We start from the raw sequence: 19,236 nt of genomic DNA, 5'->3' as shown, positions 1-19,236 counted from the left end.
GATATAACTTAAAAGCATAGCGCGCGTGAATAAAATGTGATTTTAATCAAAAAGATACAAATTAAATAAATTGAAGATGTTTGCCAGTATGCGTAAGATTTTTAAAAAATATGTTTAAGCTTGATCCTTTTGAAGGAGCCATAGAGGCCATCGAAAGGTTCTTCACTCGAGTATATAAATGGATACCAACAACCTTCCTATTGCTTATATTTTTCAGCAGCAACAACTTTTGGTTGATGCGAATTTTAATCTACCTTGCCTTGAACAGCAGGAATATGATTTACCTATACAAGCAGACCCTCTAGTAATAGCAAGAGATTTCCAAGAAAGCGAACTTATACCAAATGGATATCAGTTTATACCCATTCGCCAACTCTTACAGTATTGGACTAAACCTCAGTTTGAGCAGGCAAGTCGCGCTTTTCAGTTGCTAGAGTGGCGTCGTAATCATCAGTTTTGTAGCCGTTGCGGACATAAAACCCAACAGCATAAGACTGAATATTCTATGACTTGTCCAGCATGTAATTTTAGTCAATATCCTAGAGTTAATCCTTGTGTGATTACTATTATTACACGTGGAGAGGACGAGATTTTGCTGGCTAAAAATGCCAGAAATACGAGCCAGATGTACAGTTTAATCGCTGGCTTTGTCGAGGTAGGGGAAACACTAGAAGATGCTGTGCGACGTGAAACATTAGAAGAAGTTGGATTACACATTAAGAATATTCAGTATTTGGCGAGTCAACCATGGCCATTTCCGAGTAACTTAATGTTGGCTTTTAAAGCTGAATATGAAGCGGGCGAAATTGAAATTCAGGAGAAAGAACTTAGCGATGCTCAGTTTTTCAAATTTAATCAATTACCTGAAATTCCATTTAAAGGCAGTATTGCTCATGCAATGATTATGCACGTTATTCATGGCACACCTGTCGCTGATGATACGAAACAGTGGCTTTAAACTGAGATTCAGATATGGCTTTAATCTTATAGTTTTAAATAAAAAAGCCATTGTCTAGACAATGGCTTTTTAGATTTATTTATTCTTCAGGATTCTCAATGGAATCTAGTTTTTTAGGATTTAAATAGTCAAAAAGTACGAGCATTGCCGTAATCCAAATAGGGATCATCATTACTGACTCTTTGAAGCCTTGAGTCCACATAATATAGAGAACCACAGCAATAAAGGCTAAAACTAAGTAATTACTAAAAGGTGACCATAACGCTGGAAAAGAAGTCTTAATATTCGCGTGCTTAACAAAGCGTCTATACTTCAAATGTGTAATTGATATCATTGCCCAGTTTAGAACAAGTGCACCAACTACAACATACATGAGATGTCCAAGAGCATCTTCAGGTACAAAGTAATTTAAAAGAACGCAACCAAAGATTAATAAAGCAGAAAGTAAAACAGCGGGAATAGGAACACCCTGTTTATTGGTTTTTGCAAAAACTTTTGGTGCATTACCTTGTTGAGCGAGACTATATAGCATACGGCTATTTGCAAACATCCCACTGTTATAAACAGAGAGGGCAGCAGTTAAAATAATAAAGTTCAGTAAGTGTGCAGCCCAACCAATTCCCATTTGGCTAAAAATCATCACAAATGGGCTTTTGTCGAGACCGCCAAGATCTAATTGGTTCCATGGCACTAATGAAAGTAAGATTGCCAATGAACCGATATAGAAAATCAAGATACGGAAAACGACTTGGTTAATTGCTTTTGGAATGGTTTTTTTCGGATCTTTTGCTTCCGCTGCGGCCATACCAATCAGTTCAATACCACCAAAAGCGAACATCAAGAAAGCCAACATATAGAAGAGGCCGCTAAAGCCATTTGGAAAAAATCCACCATGAGACCAAAGGTTACTAAATGAAATATTTGAGCCTAAATCTGCTGTAAATAGCAAATAAAGCCCAAAAACAATCATAGAGATGACCGCAGCAACTTTAATAATAGCGAGCCAGAATTCGGACTCACCATAAAATTTGACGTTTGTTAGGTTAATTGCCGTAATCACGACAAAGAAAAATAAGACAGACGTCCACGCTGGAATATGAGGCCACCAATAATTAATATATTTGGCCACTGCGGTGAGTTCGCTCATCGCAACCAGAACGTAGAGTATCCAATAATTCCATCCAGTTAAAAATCCGGGAAATTTCCCCCAGTATTTATACGCAAAATGGCTGAACGATCCTGCAACAGGTTCTTCAACAATCATTTCTCCCAGGTGGCGCATAATTAAAAAAGCAATTAAGCCACCAATGGCATATCCTAAAATAATGGATGGTCCCGCAGATTGAATCACTTGCGCCGAGCCTAAAAATAATCCGGTACCAATTGCTCCACCCATAGCAATTAATTGGATATGTCGATTTTTTAGTCCTCGTTGAAGTGTAGAAGATTCGTTGGTCAAAGGTCTTCACTCACTATGAATAAGTAAATTATTCTAATAGATGGAGTTATTTTAGCCTAGACTACAAATTAATAAGGCGTGACTGAAAAGTAATTGTAAAAACTATTTAAAATCATAATGTTGCTTTTAATGTTTCTATTTCGAGTGAAAACTACTCTAAAAAATATAATTTCAGATAGACTTTTTTTCTTAGATTTTGCTTAGATTAAGTCATTGCAAGAGTATTGTTAAATTCACAAAATATGCTCGCGTCAATACGATTGATGTATAAAGCAGATCGCTATCTCTTGACCTTAAAACAATTTAAGATGAAGAGAAGGGTAAACAAGAATGCTTGTTTTGATATAGAAGAACATAATAGTAAGGATAACAGTTGATATGAGCTCAGTACCGCAAATTAAAATTCCAGCAACTTATATGCGTGGTGGAACTAGTAAAGGTGTCTTTTTTAAGCTTGATGATTTGCCCGAAAAAGCCCAAGTTGCAGGTCAAGCAAGAGATCAGCTGTTACTACGTGTAATTGGTAGTCCAGATCCTTATGGAAAACAAATTGATGGGATGGGAGGAGCCACTTCGAGTACCAGCAAAACAGTTATTCTCGCTAAAAGTTCTCAGCCAGATCATGATGTCGATTATTTGTTTGGTCAGGTTTCAATTGATCAAGCTTTTGTAGATTGGAGCGGTAACTGCGGTAATTTAACCGCGGCTGTTGGCTCTTTTTCGATTTCAAATGGTTTAGTTGATGCCGATCGTATTCCAGAAAATGGCCTATGTACGGTTCGAATTTGGCAAAAAAATATTCAAAAAACGATTATTGCGCATGTACCTATCACCAATGGTCAAGTTCAAGAAACTGGCGACTTTGAACTTGATGGGGTGACGTTTCCTGCCGCTGAGGTTCAAATTGAGTTTTTAGACCCAGCCGATGACGGTGAAGACGGCGGTGATATGTTCCCGACAGGAAATATCGTTGATGAATTAGATGTTCCTGATATTGGCCGTTTCCAAGCCACATTTATTAATGCAGGTATTCCAACTATTTTCTTAAATGCAGAAGATTTGGGTTACCAAGGTACAGAATTACAAGATCATATTAATAGTGATGCAACTGTACTAGCACGTTTTGAAAAAATTCGTGCTTATGGTGCGGTACAAATGGGTTTGATTAAAGATATTTCAGAAGCGGCTGCGCGTCAGCACACACCAAAAATTGCTTTTGTCTCTAAACCAAAAAATTACACAGCTTCAAGCGGTAAAAACGTTTCAGAGAACGATGTCGACTTACTCGTTCGAGCTTTGTCGATGGGCAAACTTCACCATGCAATGATGGGAACAGCAGCGGTGGCGATTGGCACGGCTGCTGCCATTCCGGGCACATTGGTAAATTTAGCAGCTGGCGGTGGTGAGCGTGAAGCAGTACGCTTTGGTCATCCTTCTGGGACATTACGTGTTGGTGCTCAAGCAGAACTTACTAATGGCCAGTGGGTTGTTAAAAAGGCAATTATGAGTCGTAGTGCACGCGTGTTAATGGAAGGTTGGGTACGCGTTCCGGGTGACAGTTTCTAAAAGTCACTTAAAATGAAAAAAGCCTCTCGATTTTGTAGAGGCTTTTTACATAGGCCTTCGAAAACTCATCACGCACTTTTCACAGTGAATCGTGTATGATGTAGCGCATGAATGCTTCATGACATTCAATAAAATTTCTCTACTGATTTTATCGAGGCGACTGTGTCATCACTCTCTCAAGTTAATGCGGATGTTTTAAAACAAGCTCAACAACGTATTCAACAAGATTTATTGACGACATTGGCCGCATTTTCAATTCCAGAACCTTTAAAAAGTGCAGTACACCATGCAGTCATGCTTGGTGGAAAGCGTGTGCGTCCAGCTTTGTGTTATGCTACGGCTTCTTTACAGCCAAATCCAAATTTTGCTGCGGCTCGCCGTGCTGCGGTTGCGGTTGAACTTATTCATTGTTATTCCTTAGCGCATGATGATTTGCCTTGTATGGACAATGATTTACTGCGTCGTGGTCAGCCGACTTGTCATGTTGCGTTTGGTGAAGATACTGCTTTGCTTGCAGGTGACATTTTACAATCAATGGCTTTTGAGGTTTTAGGTAGCCGTTTGTTTGATGAACAAGGGCAGGGTACCGATGCCGCGATTGTATTAAAACAAATGCAGATTTTAGCAACTGCCAGCTCCAAAATGGTCTCTGGACAGGTTTTAGATTTGCAAGCTGAAGGCAAGCAAATTACTCAAGACGAACTTGAAAATATCCATCGAAATAAAACCGGTGCGCTCATTCAGGCGGCCATTATGATGGGTGCAGTGACCATTTTCTCTGGAACAGATCAAGCAATTCCAAAGTTGCGTCAATATGGGCAGACCATTGGTTTGGCTTTTCAAGTATTAGACGATATTCTCGATATTACTTCGAGTACCGAAACCTTAGGTAAAACCGCAGGTAAGGATGAACAAGTACAAAAATCGACATACCCAGCCTTAATGGGGCTCGAACAAGCAAAGGCCTATGCTAAAGAATTGCATGATCAAGCTTTTGAAGCCTTAGCTCACTTTGGTGACGATGCAAAAGAATTAGTAGATATCTCGCAATTCCTTTTAGCACGTACCAATTAATAATATTAAATTAATATTCATAACTTCTATTCATATTCAATGAATAAGGGAGAAAAGAATGAATGGTGCTCAGCTTCATCAAGCTGCAATTGAAATCGCTCGCAATCTTCCTTTTAGCCAACAGGACCATCCATTTGGGCCTGAATATGAAGTTTTTAAAATTTTAGAAAAAATATTCATGCTGACAGCAGAAGTAGCTGACGTTAAAATAGTTAATATCAAATGTGATCCGTATAAAAGTCAGGAATATCAGGAGCTCTATTCATTTATTATTCCGGGCTATCACATGAATAAAAAGCACTGGATTTCGATTACACCGCATAAGAACTTAACAAGCGATTTACTTCAAGATTTAATTCACGATTCTTATGATTTGGTTGTAAAAAAACTCCCTTTGAAAGATCAGAAAAAATTAAAAAACCAATAATATAAAAGATAAAAAACGGCGATATAGTGGTCGCCGTTTTGATTTCAATTACGTATTGAAAGTAACTAAATTAATTATGTTTTCCCATAATTCCGCGAATTGTATTTAAAACATCGGCTGGTAAAACCACAGTTTTAGCATTGCTTGATTTCGCCATATCTTGCATCGCTTTGACATACTGCTCACCTAACAGGTAAGCAACTGGTGTTTCTTTATCACCCACTGCACTTGTGACCATCTCAATCGCTTTTTGTGAAGCTTCAGCCAAAACAACTTGTGCTTCTGCATCACGGCGAGATGCTTCTAAGCGACCATCAGCTTCTAAAATTGCAGCTTGTTTTTCACCATCAGCTCTCGTTACTGTAGCACGGCGTTGACGCTCAGCAGCGGCTTGCGCTTCCATGGCAGCTTGCATGGTAGAAGAGGGTTGAATATCTTGAATTTCAACAGTTTTTAATGTGATACCCCAATCTGAAATATCATCAGAAATCGCAGCTTTTAGCTTCGCTTTAATATGATCTCGTGAAGACAAAGCGTCATCTAGATCCATTTCACCGACAATAGAACGTAATGAAGTTTGTACAAGGTTTTGAATTGCCCATGTATAGTTTTCAATACCATAGACCGCTTTTTCTGGTGTGGTTAAATTAATATATGCCACAGCATTCATGAGTAATACAGCATTGTCACGCGTAATCACTTCTTGAGATGGGATATCTAACACAATATCTTTAGTGGTAACTTTATAAGCCACTTCATCAACATAGGGAATCACAAAATTAAGCCCCGGATTAAGGGTAGAATGATATTTCCCTAAACGTTGAACAATCCACTTATAACCCTGAGGAACAATACGAACCCCTTTAAAAATGGTGACAGCCACAAAAGCCAAAAAGGCTAAAACAATAATAGTACCGACTGGCATGAAAATACCCTCTCTTTATCTTTAATGTTTATGAAGTACCATGGGACTGGACAATTAAGTCATTACCCGAAATATCAATAACTCTAACACGATCACCGACTTTGACTGGTGTGGTGCTTCGGCAGTTCCACTCATCGGCCCCTAAAATGGGCATTGGAAAACGAACGATAATTTGATCATGGTCGAGACCGGTTTGAATCACCATACCAATTTGACCAATAGTCGCTTCACGGGGTAATCCCGCCTTAGTCTTATCAATTGATAATGGTTTAATAAATTTGAACCAAAGAATGGTGCATAGCACTGACAGAACTATCCACAATATAATTTGCGTTGTGAGGCTAATATCTGGAAATAACCAGTAGAGAAAGCACACCATAATGGCGGCAATACCAAACCAAAGCGCGGCAAAGGCGGGTAGAATCAGTTCAGAAAGAATAAGTAAGATACCCAATACAAACCAGTGCCAAGGTTGTATAACAAACTCCATAGATCTGCTCTTTTATATATCTTTATGATGGGTAAAAGTGACTCAATATCACTTTTACCACTGTAGCAGATGATGGGGAGTGTGGATAGAAAAAAACCACCTCAATTAGAATTTAGGGCGTGGTGCAGGCTTAAATGCAGCTGGAGATTTTTTGAAGTTTGCAATTGCCGTTTCAACTTGGCGTATTTGCGCTTGAGCAGCTTTTTCGCCTTCCAAAATTGCCTGATTACTTGATTTGAGATCAAGAGTACCTAGATGACCAACTTTAGGTTGAATGACAACATTGGCCTGCTTGAGTTCTTCATTAATACTTTGTTGACCCATGATATTGATGGTTTGATCAAGTAATCCCCACATATTGGCTGGGCGATTCCCTGCTGGACGCGCAGAAATATCGACTGCAATGACAATATCTGCACCCATGTCACGAGCTGTTTTAACAGGAATTGGGCTAACCAATCCACCATCGACATATTTCTGCTTGCCAATTGTTGCTGGTACAAACACATTTGGAATACTGCAAGATGCACGTACTGCTTGGCCTGCATTACCTTTAATGAAGTCAGCTTTTTGACCATTATCAAGGCGTGTTGCCACGGCAGCAAAACGGATTGGGAACTTCTCAATCGGTTTATTGCCTACATTACGGTTAACGTAGTCCTGTAATTTTTGTCCGAGAATAATACCCTGACGATTAAGTGTTAAATCACGGATATCTGATTCTTGTAACTTCAGCGCTAGACTTTGCAACTGATAAGGCGTTTGTCCACTTGCGTAGATACTTCCAACAAAGCTACCGGCACTGGTACCCGTGACAATTTTAGGTTTAATTCCGTGAGACTCTAAAACCTTAATTACACCAATATGTGAAAATCCTTTTGCTCCACCGCCACCTAAAGCAAGTGCAATCACAGGTTCACGGGCTTTCATTGAGGTTGTCGGTGTTGGTGTTTTGCTAAATTTATCACAGCCAAATAGTGCTAGAGAGATAAATCCAATACTGGCAAATTGAGCAATTTTCATCTTTAAAAATAATCTACGTCGAGATAAATTAAGAGGGCTCATGAGACCAGATTTGCTCAATTTTTGCTAGGTTTTTTTCACTAGATTTTGTAAAGGTTCAGCAAGCCAATTACGATTTTTAGGTGAAATTTTTCCTTCATAACGCTCAAAAATCTTGGTGAGATCTTCATCGTAGTTGCCACTTGGATTTAGGTGACCTAAACAGTGAATCGCCTTGTGGTCATAATCAAAAGAAAACATGACAATGGGAATATTGGCTTTTGCAGCAATATGGTAAAAACCACTTTTCATTTTTTTTGCTTTTTTACGTGTGCCTTCGGGCGCCATTCCAATCCAGATCTTGTCATATTTTTGAATGGTTGCAACGACTTGCTCCGTAAGTCCATTGGCTGTGTCACGTTTAACTGGAACGACTCCAGCCCAATCTAAAGCTCGTTTAAATGGGGGTTTAAAAAGAGCATCTTTACCTAACACCGTAATTTGAATACCTAATCCGAAAATCGCAAGAAATCCATACCATCCATCAATATTGGAAGTATGGGGGGAAATAATCGCCACTGCTTTTGGCAAATTAGGAACTTCACCTTCAATTGTCCAACCTTGCGCTAAAAAAAGTTTTTTAAATAGTGCTCGGCTCAAAGCAGTACCGCGTTGAGGCACCAAATCAGGTAAATTAGGGAAATGTTGATCCATATTTTTTTAAATTTTAACTTGTCCTAGTTTTATCTTAATCTTTTGAAATATATGCTTCATTGGCAAAATGTAAGAACAACATGACATTTGATGTTATTCCTCATTAAACAAATAAAAAGTAGGTTTCTATGTTGCGGCAGCAAAATCTTTATCTTCTGCTATTTTCTCTATATTGGGCACAAGGACTGCCTGTTGGGTTTATGACCCACGCTTTACCCGTGATCTTAAGAGCAGAAGGAGTTTCACTCGCCCATATTGGTGGCTTTGGCTTATTAATGTTACCGTGGTCAATCAAGATTTTTTGGGCGCCGTGGGTCGACCGACACGCACTTTCTCACTTAGGACATTATCGTAGTTGGATTCTACCTACTCAGTTTTTGACGGTAGGTGTACTGTGTATTTTATCTTTTTTCCCAGTTCAAGCTTTAGATCAACCTATTTATTTATTCGCATTTTTTATTTCACTACTTTTTATGAACTTAACTGGAGCAACACAAGACATTGCTACCGATGCTTTAGCAGTCAACTTGTTAAAACATGATCAGCAGCATTGGGGCAATACATTTCAGGTCATTGGTTCGCGCTTAGGTTTTATTGTTGGGGGAGGCGCCGTACTTTGGTGCTTAGACTGGTTAACATGGCAACCTACTTTTTTGCTATTAGCAACCATAGTATTTTTAAATACTCTACCAGTTTGGTTATTTAAAGAGCCTCAACATACTTCTCATGCGAGTCGCGAACTCAAACTTGATCAGCAAAATTTAGTCCTAAAAATTAAAGCTTACCTAAGATATTTCTCTCAAAATAAAGAGCTCCGCTCTTGGTCAATGGTACTGATCACTTTTAAAGTAGCAGACGGCTTAGCTGGACCATTACTTAAACCTTTAATGGTGGATATGGGATTAAGTTTTACTCAAATTGGTGTTTACATCACGATGCTCGGTGCAGTAGCAGCACTCGTTGGGGCGGCAATAGCAGGAGCAGTGCTTAAATACTTTTCAAGACCAACAGCATTAATTGGCTTTTCAATTTTTAAAATTATGAGTCTAGGAGCCTATGCTTATTTAGCCTATGCCTATGAACAAAAAATTCAGTTGAGTGTCTGGGTTATATATACAGTCAATGCTTTAGAAGATGCATTCTCGGCAATGCTATTGGTAGCTATGTTGACTCTAGTCATGCATTACAGTCGAAAAGAATATGCGGGGACAGATTTTACCTTTCAGGTTTCAGTCATGGCGACTGTTAGCGGTCTTCTTTATAGTTTTAGTGGTGTGATTGGAGATTTACTCGGTTATTTCTATTATTTGATAGCTATTGTCATTATTGCAGTGATCAGTTTACTGCCTATTTTCCTATGGAAACATGAGAAACTACAGGAAAAATAATGTTAACTAAATGAAATAAAGAACTTTAATATTGCTCAAGCAGTGATCTAAGCTTTATTTAATACCTTTGTCTATGTTTTTAAAAATGTATATTTTTAGCTATTTAAATGCTCAATTAATTGTGCCATCTTGTGTGGGTAGCAAATGGAAGCTAAATGGAGAAAAAATGGATTTGGATAACAAGAAAAATCATGTGAATCAATCAAAATGGGCAGAAAAATGTTCAATTAGATTGGTTATTAGCCTAAAGTCTAAAAAAGAATAATGAAATAACGATTTAATCATTCTATAAGATAAGAGAGTTGTGTAGGATTCGTTACAACATGAAGTTAAGGTAAAAATCTGTAAATCAAAGTATGTTTTTTATGTCTTTGTTTATAGGTTTTAGTCTTGCACAACGTTGAAATTGGTTTTGGTTGCGGTAATAAAATTAATGTAACCAATGTGGAGGAGAGTTGATTTTTTAGCCCCTAATTTAATGGCGTAAATCAACTTGGCATGGATAGGCAACATAAAATATATTTTTAGGAGTTTTTGATGGATCTATTCCTTAATCGTAAATCTTTCGTTATTAAAAGTTTAGCTCTTACAGTTACAGCTTTAATGATGAGTGGGGCACATGCTGCGACTTCCGACAAAGCGGAAATTCAACAGCTTCGTAAAGAAGTTGAAGCGTTAAAAGCTTTAATTCAAGAACAACGTCAAGTTCAGCAACAACAACAGCAAGTACAGCAACAACAGCAAGTACAGTTAGCAGAAGTTAAGGCACAACCTCAAGCTGCTGCGCCAGTTTCACCTTTAGCATCATTAAAATCTAAAGCGGGTGCTGATGTGAACCTCTATGGTTTTGTTCGTGGTGATGCTAACTATATTATCGAAGGTGCGGATAACGACTTTGGTAAAGTAGCTGAGTCAAAAGGTGAAGCAACTGATAAAATTCGTGCTACAGCGAAAACGACTCGTTTTGGTTTAGATTTTACTGCTCCAGTAAATGATGCCAAAGTAGGTGGTAAACTTGAAGTCGATTTTGCTGGTTCAACAACAGATTCAAACGGCTCTTTGCGTATTCGTCACGCTTACTTAACTTATAATAACTGGTTGTTTGGTCAAACAACGTCTAACTTCTTGTCTAACCATGCACCAGAAATGATTGACTTCTCGACAAACATTGGTGGTGGTACAACGCGTGTTCCACAAGTACGTTATAACTATAAACTTGGGCCAACAACTCAATTGTTTGTATCGGCCGAGGAAGGCGATAGCACTGGTCTTACTGGTAAAAAAGATGCAGATGGTGCTTGGGTAAATGACAGTATTAAATATAGCTTACCAGTTTTAACTGCCAAAGTAACTCAAGGTTATGCTGATGGAAAAGGTAATGCTTCAGCTCGTGCATTAGTTGAAAACTATAAATCAAAAGCTGGTGGTGACAACCAAACTGGTTGGGGTGTTGCTGTTGGTACCGACTTTAAAGTATCTGATCCTTTAAAACTATTTGCTGATGCATCTTATGTGGTAGGTAATAGTAACTATCTATACGGTAGTAATAAGGCCTATACAATTGTAGATGGTGATATTGAGCAAAATGAATTTGTAGCAGTACAAGTGGGCGGAACTTATAAGATTTTACCTAACTTACGTTCTACATTAGCGTACGGTGCTCAGTTCTCTGATGATGGTACTGATTATGCTAAAGCATATGCAGCAGGGAATGAAAAAGTTCAACAAGCATGGATTAACTTCATCTATACACCAGTTAAACCAATTGATTTAGGTGTTGAATACGTTAACGGTAAACGTGATACATTTGATGGTAAGTCTTACAAAGATAACCGTGTTGGTTTAATGGCTAAATATAGTTTCTAAAAACAATATTTAGTTAAAAGCTTAAAAGACGAGGTTAAATCTAACCTCGTCTTTTTTATATAAATTAAAAGAATTAGCTTGCTTTAAAGCTTCTGAATTAGATCATTTTTTATTTAAGTCATTTTTAAGTTTCAATTTCTACATTAGAGCATCATAAAAAGATTGTAGTCACCCAAGATGCTGAATTTTTTTTCTACTTTAAAAAATAAACAGATTTCGCTGTTTATGTTTAATTTAATTGTAGCCATTTGGTTAGGGGCAATTCTAAATATTGGTTTTTATCACCAAGTCCACCTTTTAACTCCATATTTTGGAATAAAGGCTATTCTATTTCTAGCTGCTACAGTAGTTATTGTGGTTGCTGCTTATTATACGATTTTACAGATTTTAAACTGGAAATGGACTGCTAAAATTTTTGCAATTTTACTGATAGTGATTGGTGGTTTTAGTTCTTATTTCGTCAATACATTAGGTGTAATTATCTCACCTGATCAGATTCAAAATATGATACAAACCGATGTCTCTGAAGTTTCTGATTTAATTTCATTGCGTTTCGGGCTTTGGACAGTTTTCTTAGTTGTTTTGCCTATTATTTTAATTACTCAGGTAAAACTTAAAAAAGAAAAAGTATCTTATTTATTGATGAAAAAGCTTGGTTCGATTGTAGCCTCATGTGCAATCATGGGTATTTTACTATTTGTTTACTATGTTGATTTTGCATCTATTTTCCGTGAGCATCGTGATTTGAAAGGTATGATCTCACCACAAAATAGTATTTCATCTTTAATGTCTTATTATCACAAAATGGCGCCTAAGAAGAACTTGCCATTGATACATTATGGAGAAGATGCTCATCAAGTTCAGCAAGTACAAAGCAACTTGCCTAAATTAATGGTTTTGGTTGTAGGCGAGACTGCCCGTGCGGAAAGTTTTGCATTAAATGGTTATTCGAAAAATACGAATCCGGAACTTTCTAAACAAAATATTTTGAATTTTTCCCAAGTCAGCTCATGTGGTACAGCAACTGCTGTGTCGGTTCCATGTATGTTCTCTGGAATGCCTCGCGTTGACTATGATGTACAACTAGCAAGCCATCGTGAAGGTCTATTGGACATTGCTAAACGTGCGGGTTACCAAGTAACTTGGATTGATAATAACTCTGGCTGTAAGGGTACTTGTGATCGTGTTGAACAGTACAAAATACCAGAAAAGTTAAAGCAAAAATGGTGTAAAGATGGCGAATGCTATGACGATATTTTAATCGATAGCTTAAATGAGTATTTAGCGACTATTCCTAAAGAAGATACTCGTCCGCGACTCATTGTTTTACACCAAGTCGGAAGTCATGGGCCAGCCTATTACAAGCGTGCACCTGCCCAATATCAACCGTTTAAACCGACTTGTGATACTAATGCGATACAGGGTTGTTCTCAAACAGAGTTATTAAATAGTTATGATGACACAATTGTATATACAGACCATGTGTTAAGTCAGATCATTAATAACCTAAAAGAATTATCGAAATATCAAACAGGTTTATGGTATTTATCTGATCATGGTGAATCGACGGGTGAACATGGTTTATATTTACATGGTTCACCGTATGCAATTGCACCGACCCAACAAACGCATGTACCAATGATGATGTGGTTTTCTGATAGCTGGAAACAACACAACCTTGCACAAGTGAGTTGTTTAGGCCAACAAACTAAAGAAAAGTTAAGTCAGGATAATTTATTCCCAAGCTTACTGAGTTTGTTAGGTGTAAAAACTCAGGTCATCAACCCTCAACTGGATATGCTGCACTCTTGTGCCCATGTGAATTAAAGCGAGCCTCGAACATGACAAAAATCTTGATGATTGAAGATGATTTTATGATTGCAGAGTCAACAATAACGTTGCTGCAATATCATCAATTTGAAGTGGAGTGGGTCAATAATGGCTTAGACGGTCTGGCTCAGTTGGCTAAAAATAAATTCGATTTAATTCTTTTGGACTTAGGGCTACCTATGATGGATGGCATGCAGGTCTTAAAGCAAATTCGCCAAAGAGCAGCAACTCCCGTCTTAATTATTTCAGCGCGAGATCAGTTACAAAACCGTGTTGATGGTTTAAACCATGGTGCAGATGATTACTTGATCAAACCATACGAGTTTGATGAATTACTTGCTCGTATTCATGCGCTATTACGCCGTAGTGGCGTAGAGGCTCAGCTTGCGAATCATGAGCAACTATTACAAAGTGGTGATCTGGTTTTAAATGTTGAACAACATATTGCAACGTTTAAAGGACAGCGTATTGATTTGTCTAATCGTGAATGGGCAATTCTGATTCCTTTAATGAGTCACCCAAATAAAATCTTTTCTAAAGCAAATCTTGAAGATAAGTTATATGATTTCGATAGTGATGTAACCAGTAATACGATTGAAGTATATGTGCATCACCTGAGAGCTAAACTCGGGAAAGACTTTATCCGAACTATTCGAGGATTGGGTTACCGTTTAGGGCAATCGTAACTTAATTTTGGAACTTCATAACAGTGCATTATTCATTAAAAAAACGACTGATTTGGGGCACCTCAATTTTCAGTGTCATCTTAGGTTGTATATTAATTTTTAGTGCGTATAAAGTTGCACTGCAAGAAGTTGATGAAATTTTAGATACCCAAATGCGTTATTTAGCTGAGCGAACAGCTGAATATCCATTGAAAACGGTAAGCAGTGAGTTTGATTTTCATAAAACTTATCATGAAGAAGATCTATTTGTAGATATTTGGGCTTATAAAGATCAAGCCCATTTATCACACCATCTCCATTTATTGGTTCCACCTGTTACACAAGCCGGCTTTTACTCACATAAAACCAGTAATGGCTTAATCCGTACCTATGTTTTGCCATTAAAGGATTACCAGATTCAGATTAGCCAGCAAGAAAAGGTTCGTGAGGCTTTTGCTTGGGAACTTGCAGGTAGCATGTTCATTCCATATTTGATTATCTTACCATTTGCGATTTTTGCTTTAGCTGCAATTATTCGTCGAGGTTTGAAGCCGATCGATGACTTTAAAAATGAACTGACTCATCGTGATTCAGAAGAACTAACACCTATTGAAGTTGTAGATTATCCCCAAGAACTGTTACCCACAATTGATGAAATGAATCGACTTTTTGAGCGTATTTCTAAGGCACAAAATGAGCAGAAACAGTTCATTGCAGATGCAGCCCATGAACTTCGAACCCCTGTGACTGCTCTGAATTTACAAACTAAAATTTTAATTAGTCAATTTCCTGAGCAGGAATCGCTGCAAAATTTGAGTAAAGGATTAGCGCGTATTCAGCACTTGGTGACACAGCTTTTAGCGCTGGCTAAGCAGGATGTATCTTTAAGTGTGATTGAACCGACGAGAGCTTTTCAGCTTAATGATGTCGCTTTAAATTGTGTTGAACAGCTTGTTAATCTGGCTATGCAAAAAGAAATCGACTTGGGCTTTGTTCGTAACGAGTCAATTGAAATGCATAGTGTTGAGCCAACTGTTCATTCAATTATTTTTAACTTAATTGATAATGCCATCAAATATACCCCTCATGAGGGGATGATTAATATTTCTGTTTTCACTGCTACAGATGGCGATGCGTGTATACAAATTGAAGATAGCGGCGCGGGGATCGACCCAGAACATTATGATAAAGTTCTAAAGCGTTTTTATCGTGTACATCATCATCTTGAAGTGGGGAGTGGTTTAGGTCTATCCATTGTTGACCGAGCAACTCAACGTTTAGGTGGGACTTTGACACTAGACAGAAGTTTAGAGCTTGGTGGACTTTCGGTCTTGGTTAAACTTCCAAAGATTTTACATGTTCACGAAACAAGGACTTGAGTTAGACAAGTTCTTGTTTGATTCGTTTTTCAAACTCAAAGCGGCGAATACAAACGGCATAAAATAAGATATTTACTGCCCAAATGACCCAACCTGTCCATAAATTATGACTCAGGAAATGTGCTCCACGCATCATTTGTGCCCATCCCATCATAAAGCCTAATAAAATGCCTGAAATAAGATAAAAATAGGCACGTTTCGGTTGTTCAAGACGATAAACAAAATAACCTGTCATTAAAATAAAGCCAGCGCTTGCATGTCCACCCGGAAAGCAATGCCCATGTTTCGCAGTAAAGTCCCAAATATAGCCACCTAAGCTGTTAGGATGAATCATATTCCAAGGGCAGGCATGAGCAGATTGTGATTTTAAGAGACCAACCAGTGCGCTGCCAACCATGCTCACGAAAAACATATAACCATATTGCCAGCGATAAAGCTTTAATTTCTCAACTTTAAATGACGCAAGCCATAGACCGAAAAAAATGACATAAATGCCAGTAATGATCTGCTTTACAATCTCATGATTAAGTCTTTCCAGATACCAATTGTCTCGATTGAAAAAATGACCTGTTGAATCAATCCAAGGTTGGATGAGGTACATATCAATTTTCCCACCCACTGGAAAAACGATTAAAAGCAGAAAAAAACTGAAAAACAGAAGAATAATATTAATCTGGAAAAATTGTTTTTGTTGATTCATGCCATGCAACATCAATTAGATTGTGGGTAAAGGCATTACATAAAATAAAACTTAAATTGCTCTTAAACTAAATTTAATTTCGTGACCAAAATGATGAGTGAGTGTATCCATTCACAACCTGTTGAGCATAAGAAGTTTAAAGTTTTTGCAAACTATTTGAATAGTAATAAACAAGGAACAGGTTTTGTGAATGGAAATGGTTTTGGTCTTGCGTAGCTTTAGACGCTACTCATGCCGAAACAAAAGTAACGTAATTGACTGATGTTATTTGCTATTACAGAAGAAAAGACTCTGTCGTGCCTACACAGAATTAAAACATACCTTCTTCAGAATTTGCTGAAATTTTATGAATAGACAAATCTGCACCACGAAACTCGTCTTCTTGAGATAAACGAATGCCAATGGTCGCTTTAAGCAAGCCGTAAACAATAAAGCCACCCGCAAGAGCAATGGCTATCGCGAGCGCTGTCCCGATGAGCTGTGAGATGAATGATACGCCGCCTAAACCACCCAGCCATTGTTGACCAAATAGGCCTACTGCAATACCACCAAATGCGCCGCATACGCCGTGTAAAGGCCATACACCTAACACATCGTCAACTTTAAGTTTGTTTTGAGTATAGGTGAATAGATACACAAACATAGCCCCAGCTGCACCACCAATAACAAGTGCACTGATTGGATGAACAATGTCAGAGCCGGCACAGATTGCGACTAAACCTGCAAGTGGACCGTTGTGTAAGAAGCCTGGGTCATTTTTCCCAATCGCATTTGCTGTAATTGTACCCCCAACCATTGCCATAAGTGAGTTAATGGCAACTAAGCCAGAAATTGCATCAACACGCTGAGCACTCATGACGTTAAAGCCAAACCAGCCGACAATTAAAATCCATGAGCCAAGTGCCAAAAATGGAATAGACGATGGCGGGTGAGCACTTACACGACCATCTTTCTTATAGCGACCAGAACGCGCCCCTAATAAAATGACAGCAGCAAGTGCAATCCAACCGCCCATGGCATGCACCACGACTGAACCCGCAAAGTCGTGAAAAGCTGCGCCAAAGGTTGTTTCTAACCACTTTTGCAGACCGTAGTTACCATTCCAGACCATACCTTCGAAAAATGGATATACCAGCGCAACTAAAGCGAGTGTGGCAATTGCTTGTGAACGCATTTTTGCGCGTTCAGCAATACCACCCGAAATAATGGCAGGAATTGCCGCAGCAAAAGTGAGTAAAAAGAAGCAACGCATGAGGTTGTAGCCATGATCACTTGATAAAACCGCACCATCATGGAAGAAGTGCTGGCCATAAGAGATGTAGTAGCCAACAAAGAAATATGCGATTGCAGAAAGGGCAAAGTCAGTCAGAATTTTACTAAGTGCGTTCACCTGATTTTTATGGCGAACCGTACCAAGTTCCAAGAATGCAAAACCTGCGTGCATGGCAAGAACCAAAACAGCACCAAGTAATAAGAAAAATAGATCTACATTTTGCATAGCATGCTCGAAAAAAGTGCTAAATTCCATTTTGGAACAAATCTGGGTCTGTAAATTGCACCAAAATAGATTTAAGGAATCTAAAAACCTAAGTTTGTCGAAACAAACTCAATTGCATAAAAGTGAATATGCAATAAGCGCACCAATTTGGATTAAATAAGTAGTTTTTGGCGATAAATGGTGCGTTGATTTGGTTAAAGAGGGGCGGTTTTGGCGCTTTTTACGTTACAAGTCATCTAATACGCTTATAAATTGACCTGAAAGAGTTCGTTCTCAAAGTTTAAAAAGACTCGCTCATATTCAATTAATGATCTGACCAAACCGATTGTGCGACTTCAATAAAAGCTTTTGCAGCGGGACTCATATGCTTTTTATTTTTGACTGCGAGACCAATAGAACGTTTAAGGTTCGGTTTAAAAGGGCGTTTAACTACATTTGGATAGAGTGAGAGTAACTCTTTGGTGAGCACCATATCAGAGACAATCGAAATCCCTAACTGGTTATGGACCATGCTGACGATACTTAGAATTTGTGAAACATAAAACTTGATGTCTGGTTTCACATTAAAGTTTTTTAAAATTAATTCGACCTGATGTCGACTACCCGCCATTGTCATGATGAAAGGGCAGTTTTCTAGTTGTGCTGGATCAATATAGAGTTGTTGAGCGAGTGGATAGTGGGTAGGAATTAACGCAACAAAACGATCTTCAATTAAGGGGAAAGTATCAAAACGCTCATCTGGCATAATCAAAAAACCGACCTCTATGCGCCGTTCTAATAACCATTGAGCCACTTCTTTATCTTCACCTTCATCAATATAAATTTCGATTTTAGGATAGCGCTGCCGAAAAGTTTCTAAAATTTCAGGTAATAGATAAATAGAGGATGAAGCCCCAAAAGACCCTATACGTAATGTTCCTTCATTTAAACCGTGGATGGCCGCAACTTCTTTTTCTAATGTATCGGAAATACTCAATAACTCTTTTACATGAGTAAGAAGCTGTTGACCTGTCGTGGTGAGTTCAATATCACTTTGGGTTCTTGAAATTAGGTTAATGCCCCATTGTTGTTCTAATGATTTAAGCGCATGAGAAACTGCCGACTGTGAAATTCCCAGCTTTTCTGCAGTAGCAGTGAAGCTTTTTAGTTCAGCAATGAGTGCAAAAATTTCAAGCTGGGTAAATGTCATGTTGTACTTATTATGAGTAAAAACTCATTTTATCATGAGTTTTCATTATCTTTAATATATGAGTAAGCCAAGCTAATTGCCGAAACAGCAAGTCTCAACAAAACTC

At 38.2% G+C, this 19,236-nt stretch carries 19 protein-coding genes; 11 read left to right on the top strand and 8 right to left on the bottom strand.

Annotation, left to right across the window (positions count from 1 at the left end):
* Positions 1 to 178: 178 nt before the first annotated feature.
* Positions 179 to 958, top strand: coding sequence for an NAD(+) diphosphatase (gene nudC / locus B806_RS0103430; protein ID WP_005064457.1), 780 nt, complete (start codon positions 179 to 181; stop codon positions 956 to 958).
* Between the two features lie 79 nt (positions 959 to 1,037).
* On the opposite strand, the gene B806_RS0103425 is transcribed toward nudC, so the two are convergent.
* A complete protein-coding gene (locus tag B806_RS0103425; RefSeq protein WP_031944555.1) occupies positions 1,038 to 2,417 on the bottom strand; it encodes an amino acid permease in 1,380 nt (459 codons plus the stop codon).
* Positions 2,418 to 2,795: 378 nt separating this feature from the next.
* On the opposite strand from B806_RS0103425, the gene prpF reads away from it, so the two are divergent.
* The 3 genes from prpF to B806_RS0103410 all read left to right on the top strand — a co-directional run bounded on the left by prpF (position 2,796) and on the right by B806_RS0103410 (position 5,484).
* Entirely contained in the window at positions 2,796 to 3,983 is a 1,188-nt protein-coding gene (prpF, locus tag B806_RS0103420) for a 2-methylaconitate cis-trans isomerase PrpF (RefSeq protein ID WP_017386294.1), read from the top strand.
* Positions 3,984 to 4,145: 162 nt separating this feature from the next.
* A complete protein-coding gene (locus tag B806_RS0103415) occupies positions 4,146 to 5,057 on the top strand; it encodes a polyprenyl synthetase family protein (RefSeq protein WP_017386295.1) in 912 nt (303 codons plus the stop codon).
* Between the two features lie 58 nt (positions 5,058 to 5,115).
* Positions 5,116 to 5,484 (top strand): MmcQ/YjbR family DNA-binding protein, encoded by a 369-nt coding sequence (locus B806_RS0103410; protein WP_017386296.1) that lies wholly within the window; start codon positions 5,116 to 5,118, stop codon positions 5,482 to 5,484.
* Positions 5,485 to 5,554: 70 nt separating this feature from the next.
* On the opposite strand, the gene B806_RS0103405 is transcribed toward B806_RS0103410, so the two are convergent.
* The 4 genes from B806_RS0103405 to B806_RS0103390 form a co-directional block, all read right to left on the bottom strand.
* Positions 5,555 to 6,409 carry an SPFH domain-containing protein gene (locus tag B806_RS0103405; protein ID WP_002116544.1) on the bottom strand — a complete coding sequence of 285 codons (855 nt, stop codon included), beginning with the start codon at positions 6,407 to 6,409 and terminating at the stop codon, positions 5,555 to 5,557.
* Between the two features lie 28 nt (positions 6,410 to 6,437).
* Entirely contained in the window at positions 6,438 to 6,899 is a 462-nt protein-coding gene (locus tag B806_RS0103400) for an NfeD family protein (protein WP_002116499.1), read from the bottom strand.
* A 105-nt stretch (positions 6,900 to 7,004) separates the two neighbouring features.
* Entirely contained in the window at positions 7,005 to 7,922 is a 918-nt protein-coding gene (locus B806_RS0103395) for a patatin-like phospholipase family protein (RefSeq protein ID WP_014207516.1), read from the bottom strand.
* Positions 7,923 to 7,988: 66 nt separating this feature from the next.
* Positions 7,989 to 8,615: a lysophospholipid acyltransferase family protein gene (locus B806_RS0103390; protein ID WP_017386297.1), complete on the bottom strand. Its 627-nt coding sequence runs from the start codon at positions 8,613 to 8,615 to the stop codon at positions 7,989 to 7,991.
* Positions 8,616 to 8,743: 128 nt separating this feature from the next.
* Here B806_RS0103390 and B806_RS0103385 point away from each other — a divergent pair, with 128 nt between their 5' ends.
* The 6 genes from B806_RS0103385 to B806_RS0103360 all read left to right on the top strand — a co-directional run bounded on the left by B806_RS0103385 (position 8,744) and on the right by B806_RS0103360 (position 15,743).
* On the top strand, positions 8,744 to 10,003 hold the full coding sequence (locus B806_RS0103385) for an MFS transporter (RefSeq protein WP_017386298.1): 1,260 nt from the start codon (positions 8,744 to 8,746) through the stop codon (positions 10,001 to 10,003).
* 73 nt (positions 10,004 to 10,076) lie between these two features.
* On the top strand, positions 10,077 to 10,268 hold the full coding sequence (locus B806_RS18995; RefSeq protein WP_014207513.1) for a hypothetical protein: 192 nt from the start codon (positions 10,077 to 10,079) through the stop codon (positions 10,266 to 10,268).
* 272 nt (positions 10,269 to 10,540) lie between these two features.
* Complete coding sequence (locus B806_RS0103375; RefSeq protein ID WP_017386300.1) at positions 10,541 to 11,869, top strand: DcaP family trimeric outer membrane transporter; 1,329 nt, start codon at positions 10,541 to 10,543, stop codon at positions 11,867 to 11,869.
* A 177-nt stretch (positions 11,870 to 12,046) separates the two neighbouring features.
* On the top strand, positions 12,047 to 13,696 hold the full coding sequence (locus tag B806_RS0103370; protein WP_017402620.1) for a phosphoethanolamine--lipid A transferase: 1,650 nt from the start codon (positions 12,047 to 12,049) through the stop codon (positions 13,694 to 13,696).
* Between the two features lie 14 nt (positions 13,697 to 13,710).
* Positions 13,711 to 14,385: a DNA-binding response regulator PmrA gene (locus tag B806_RS0103365; RefSeq protein ID WP_002116411.1), complete on the top strand. Its 675-nt coding sequence runs from the start codon at positions 13,711 to 13,713 to the stop codon at positions 14,383 to 14,385.
* A gap of 23 nt (positions 14,386 to 14,408) precedes the next feature.
* A complete protein-coding gene (locus tag B806_RS0103360) occupies positions 14,409 to 15,743 on the top strand; it encodes a two-component system sensor histidine kinase PmrB (RefSeq protein ID WP_017386302.1) in 1,335 nt (444 codons plus the stop codon).
* Position 15,744: 1 nt separating this feature from the next.
* On the opposite strand, the gene B806_RS0103355 is transcribed toward B806_RS0103360, so the two are convergent.
* Positions 15,745 to 16,455, bottom strand: coding sequence for a phosphatase PAP2 family protein (locus B806_RS0103355; RefSeq protein WP_079381063.1), 711 nt, complete (start codon positions 16,453 to 16,455; stop codon positions 15,745 to 15,747).
* 69 nt (positions 16,456 to 16,524) lie between these two features.
* Between B806_RS0103355 and B806_RS19720 the strand changes: the two genes are divergently transcribed.
* Positions 16,525 to 16,659: a hypothetical protein gene (locus B806_RS19720; RefSeq protein ID WP_125514716.1), complete on the top strand. Its 135-nt coding sequence runs from the start codon at positions 16,525 to 16,527 to the stop codon at positions 16,657 to 16,659.
* Positions 16,660 to 16,753: 94 nt separating this feature from the next.
* On the opposite strand, the gene B806_RS0103345 is transcribed toward B806_RS19720, so the two are convergent.
* Both B806_RS0103345 and B806_RS0103340 read right to left on the bottom strand, forming a co-directional pair.
* Positions 16,754 to 17,941 carry an ammonium transporter gene (locus tag B806_RS0103345; protein ID WP_025466664.1) on the bottom strand — a complete coding sequence of 396 codons (1,188 nt, stop codon included), beginning with the start codon at positions 17,939 to 17,941 and terminating at the stop codon, positions 16,754 to 16,756.
* Between the two features lie 304 nt (positions 17,942 to 18,245).
* Positions 18,246 to 19,130: a LysR family transcriptional regulator gene (locus B806_RS0103340; protein WP_017402618.1), complete on the bottom strand. Its 885-nt coding sequence runs from the start codon at positions 19,128 to 19,130 to the stop codon at positions 18,246 to 18,248.
* Positions 19,131 to 19,236: the final 106 nt, after the last annotated feature.

Source organism: Acinetobacter sp. TG2027, from assembly GCF_000302435.1.
Taxonomy (GTDB): Bacteria; Pseudomonadota; Gammaproteobacteria; order Pseudomonadales; family Moraxellaceae; genus Acinetobacter; species Acinetobacter pittii.
Note: the sequence above shows the minus strand (reverse complement) of the source record. Positions and strands in the feature narration are given on the sequence as shown.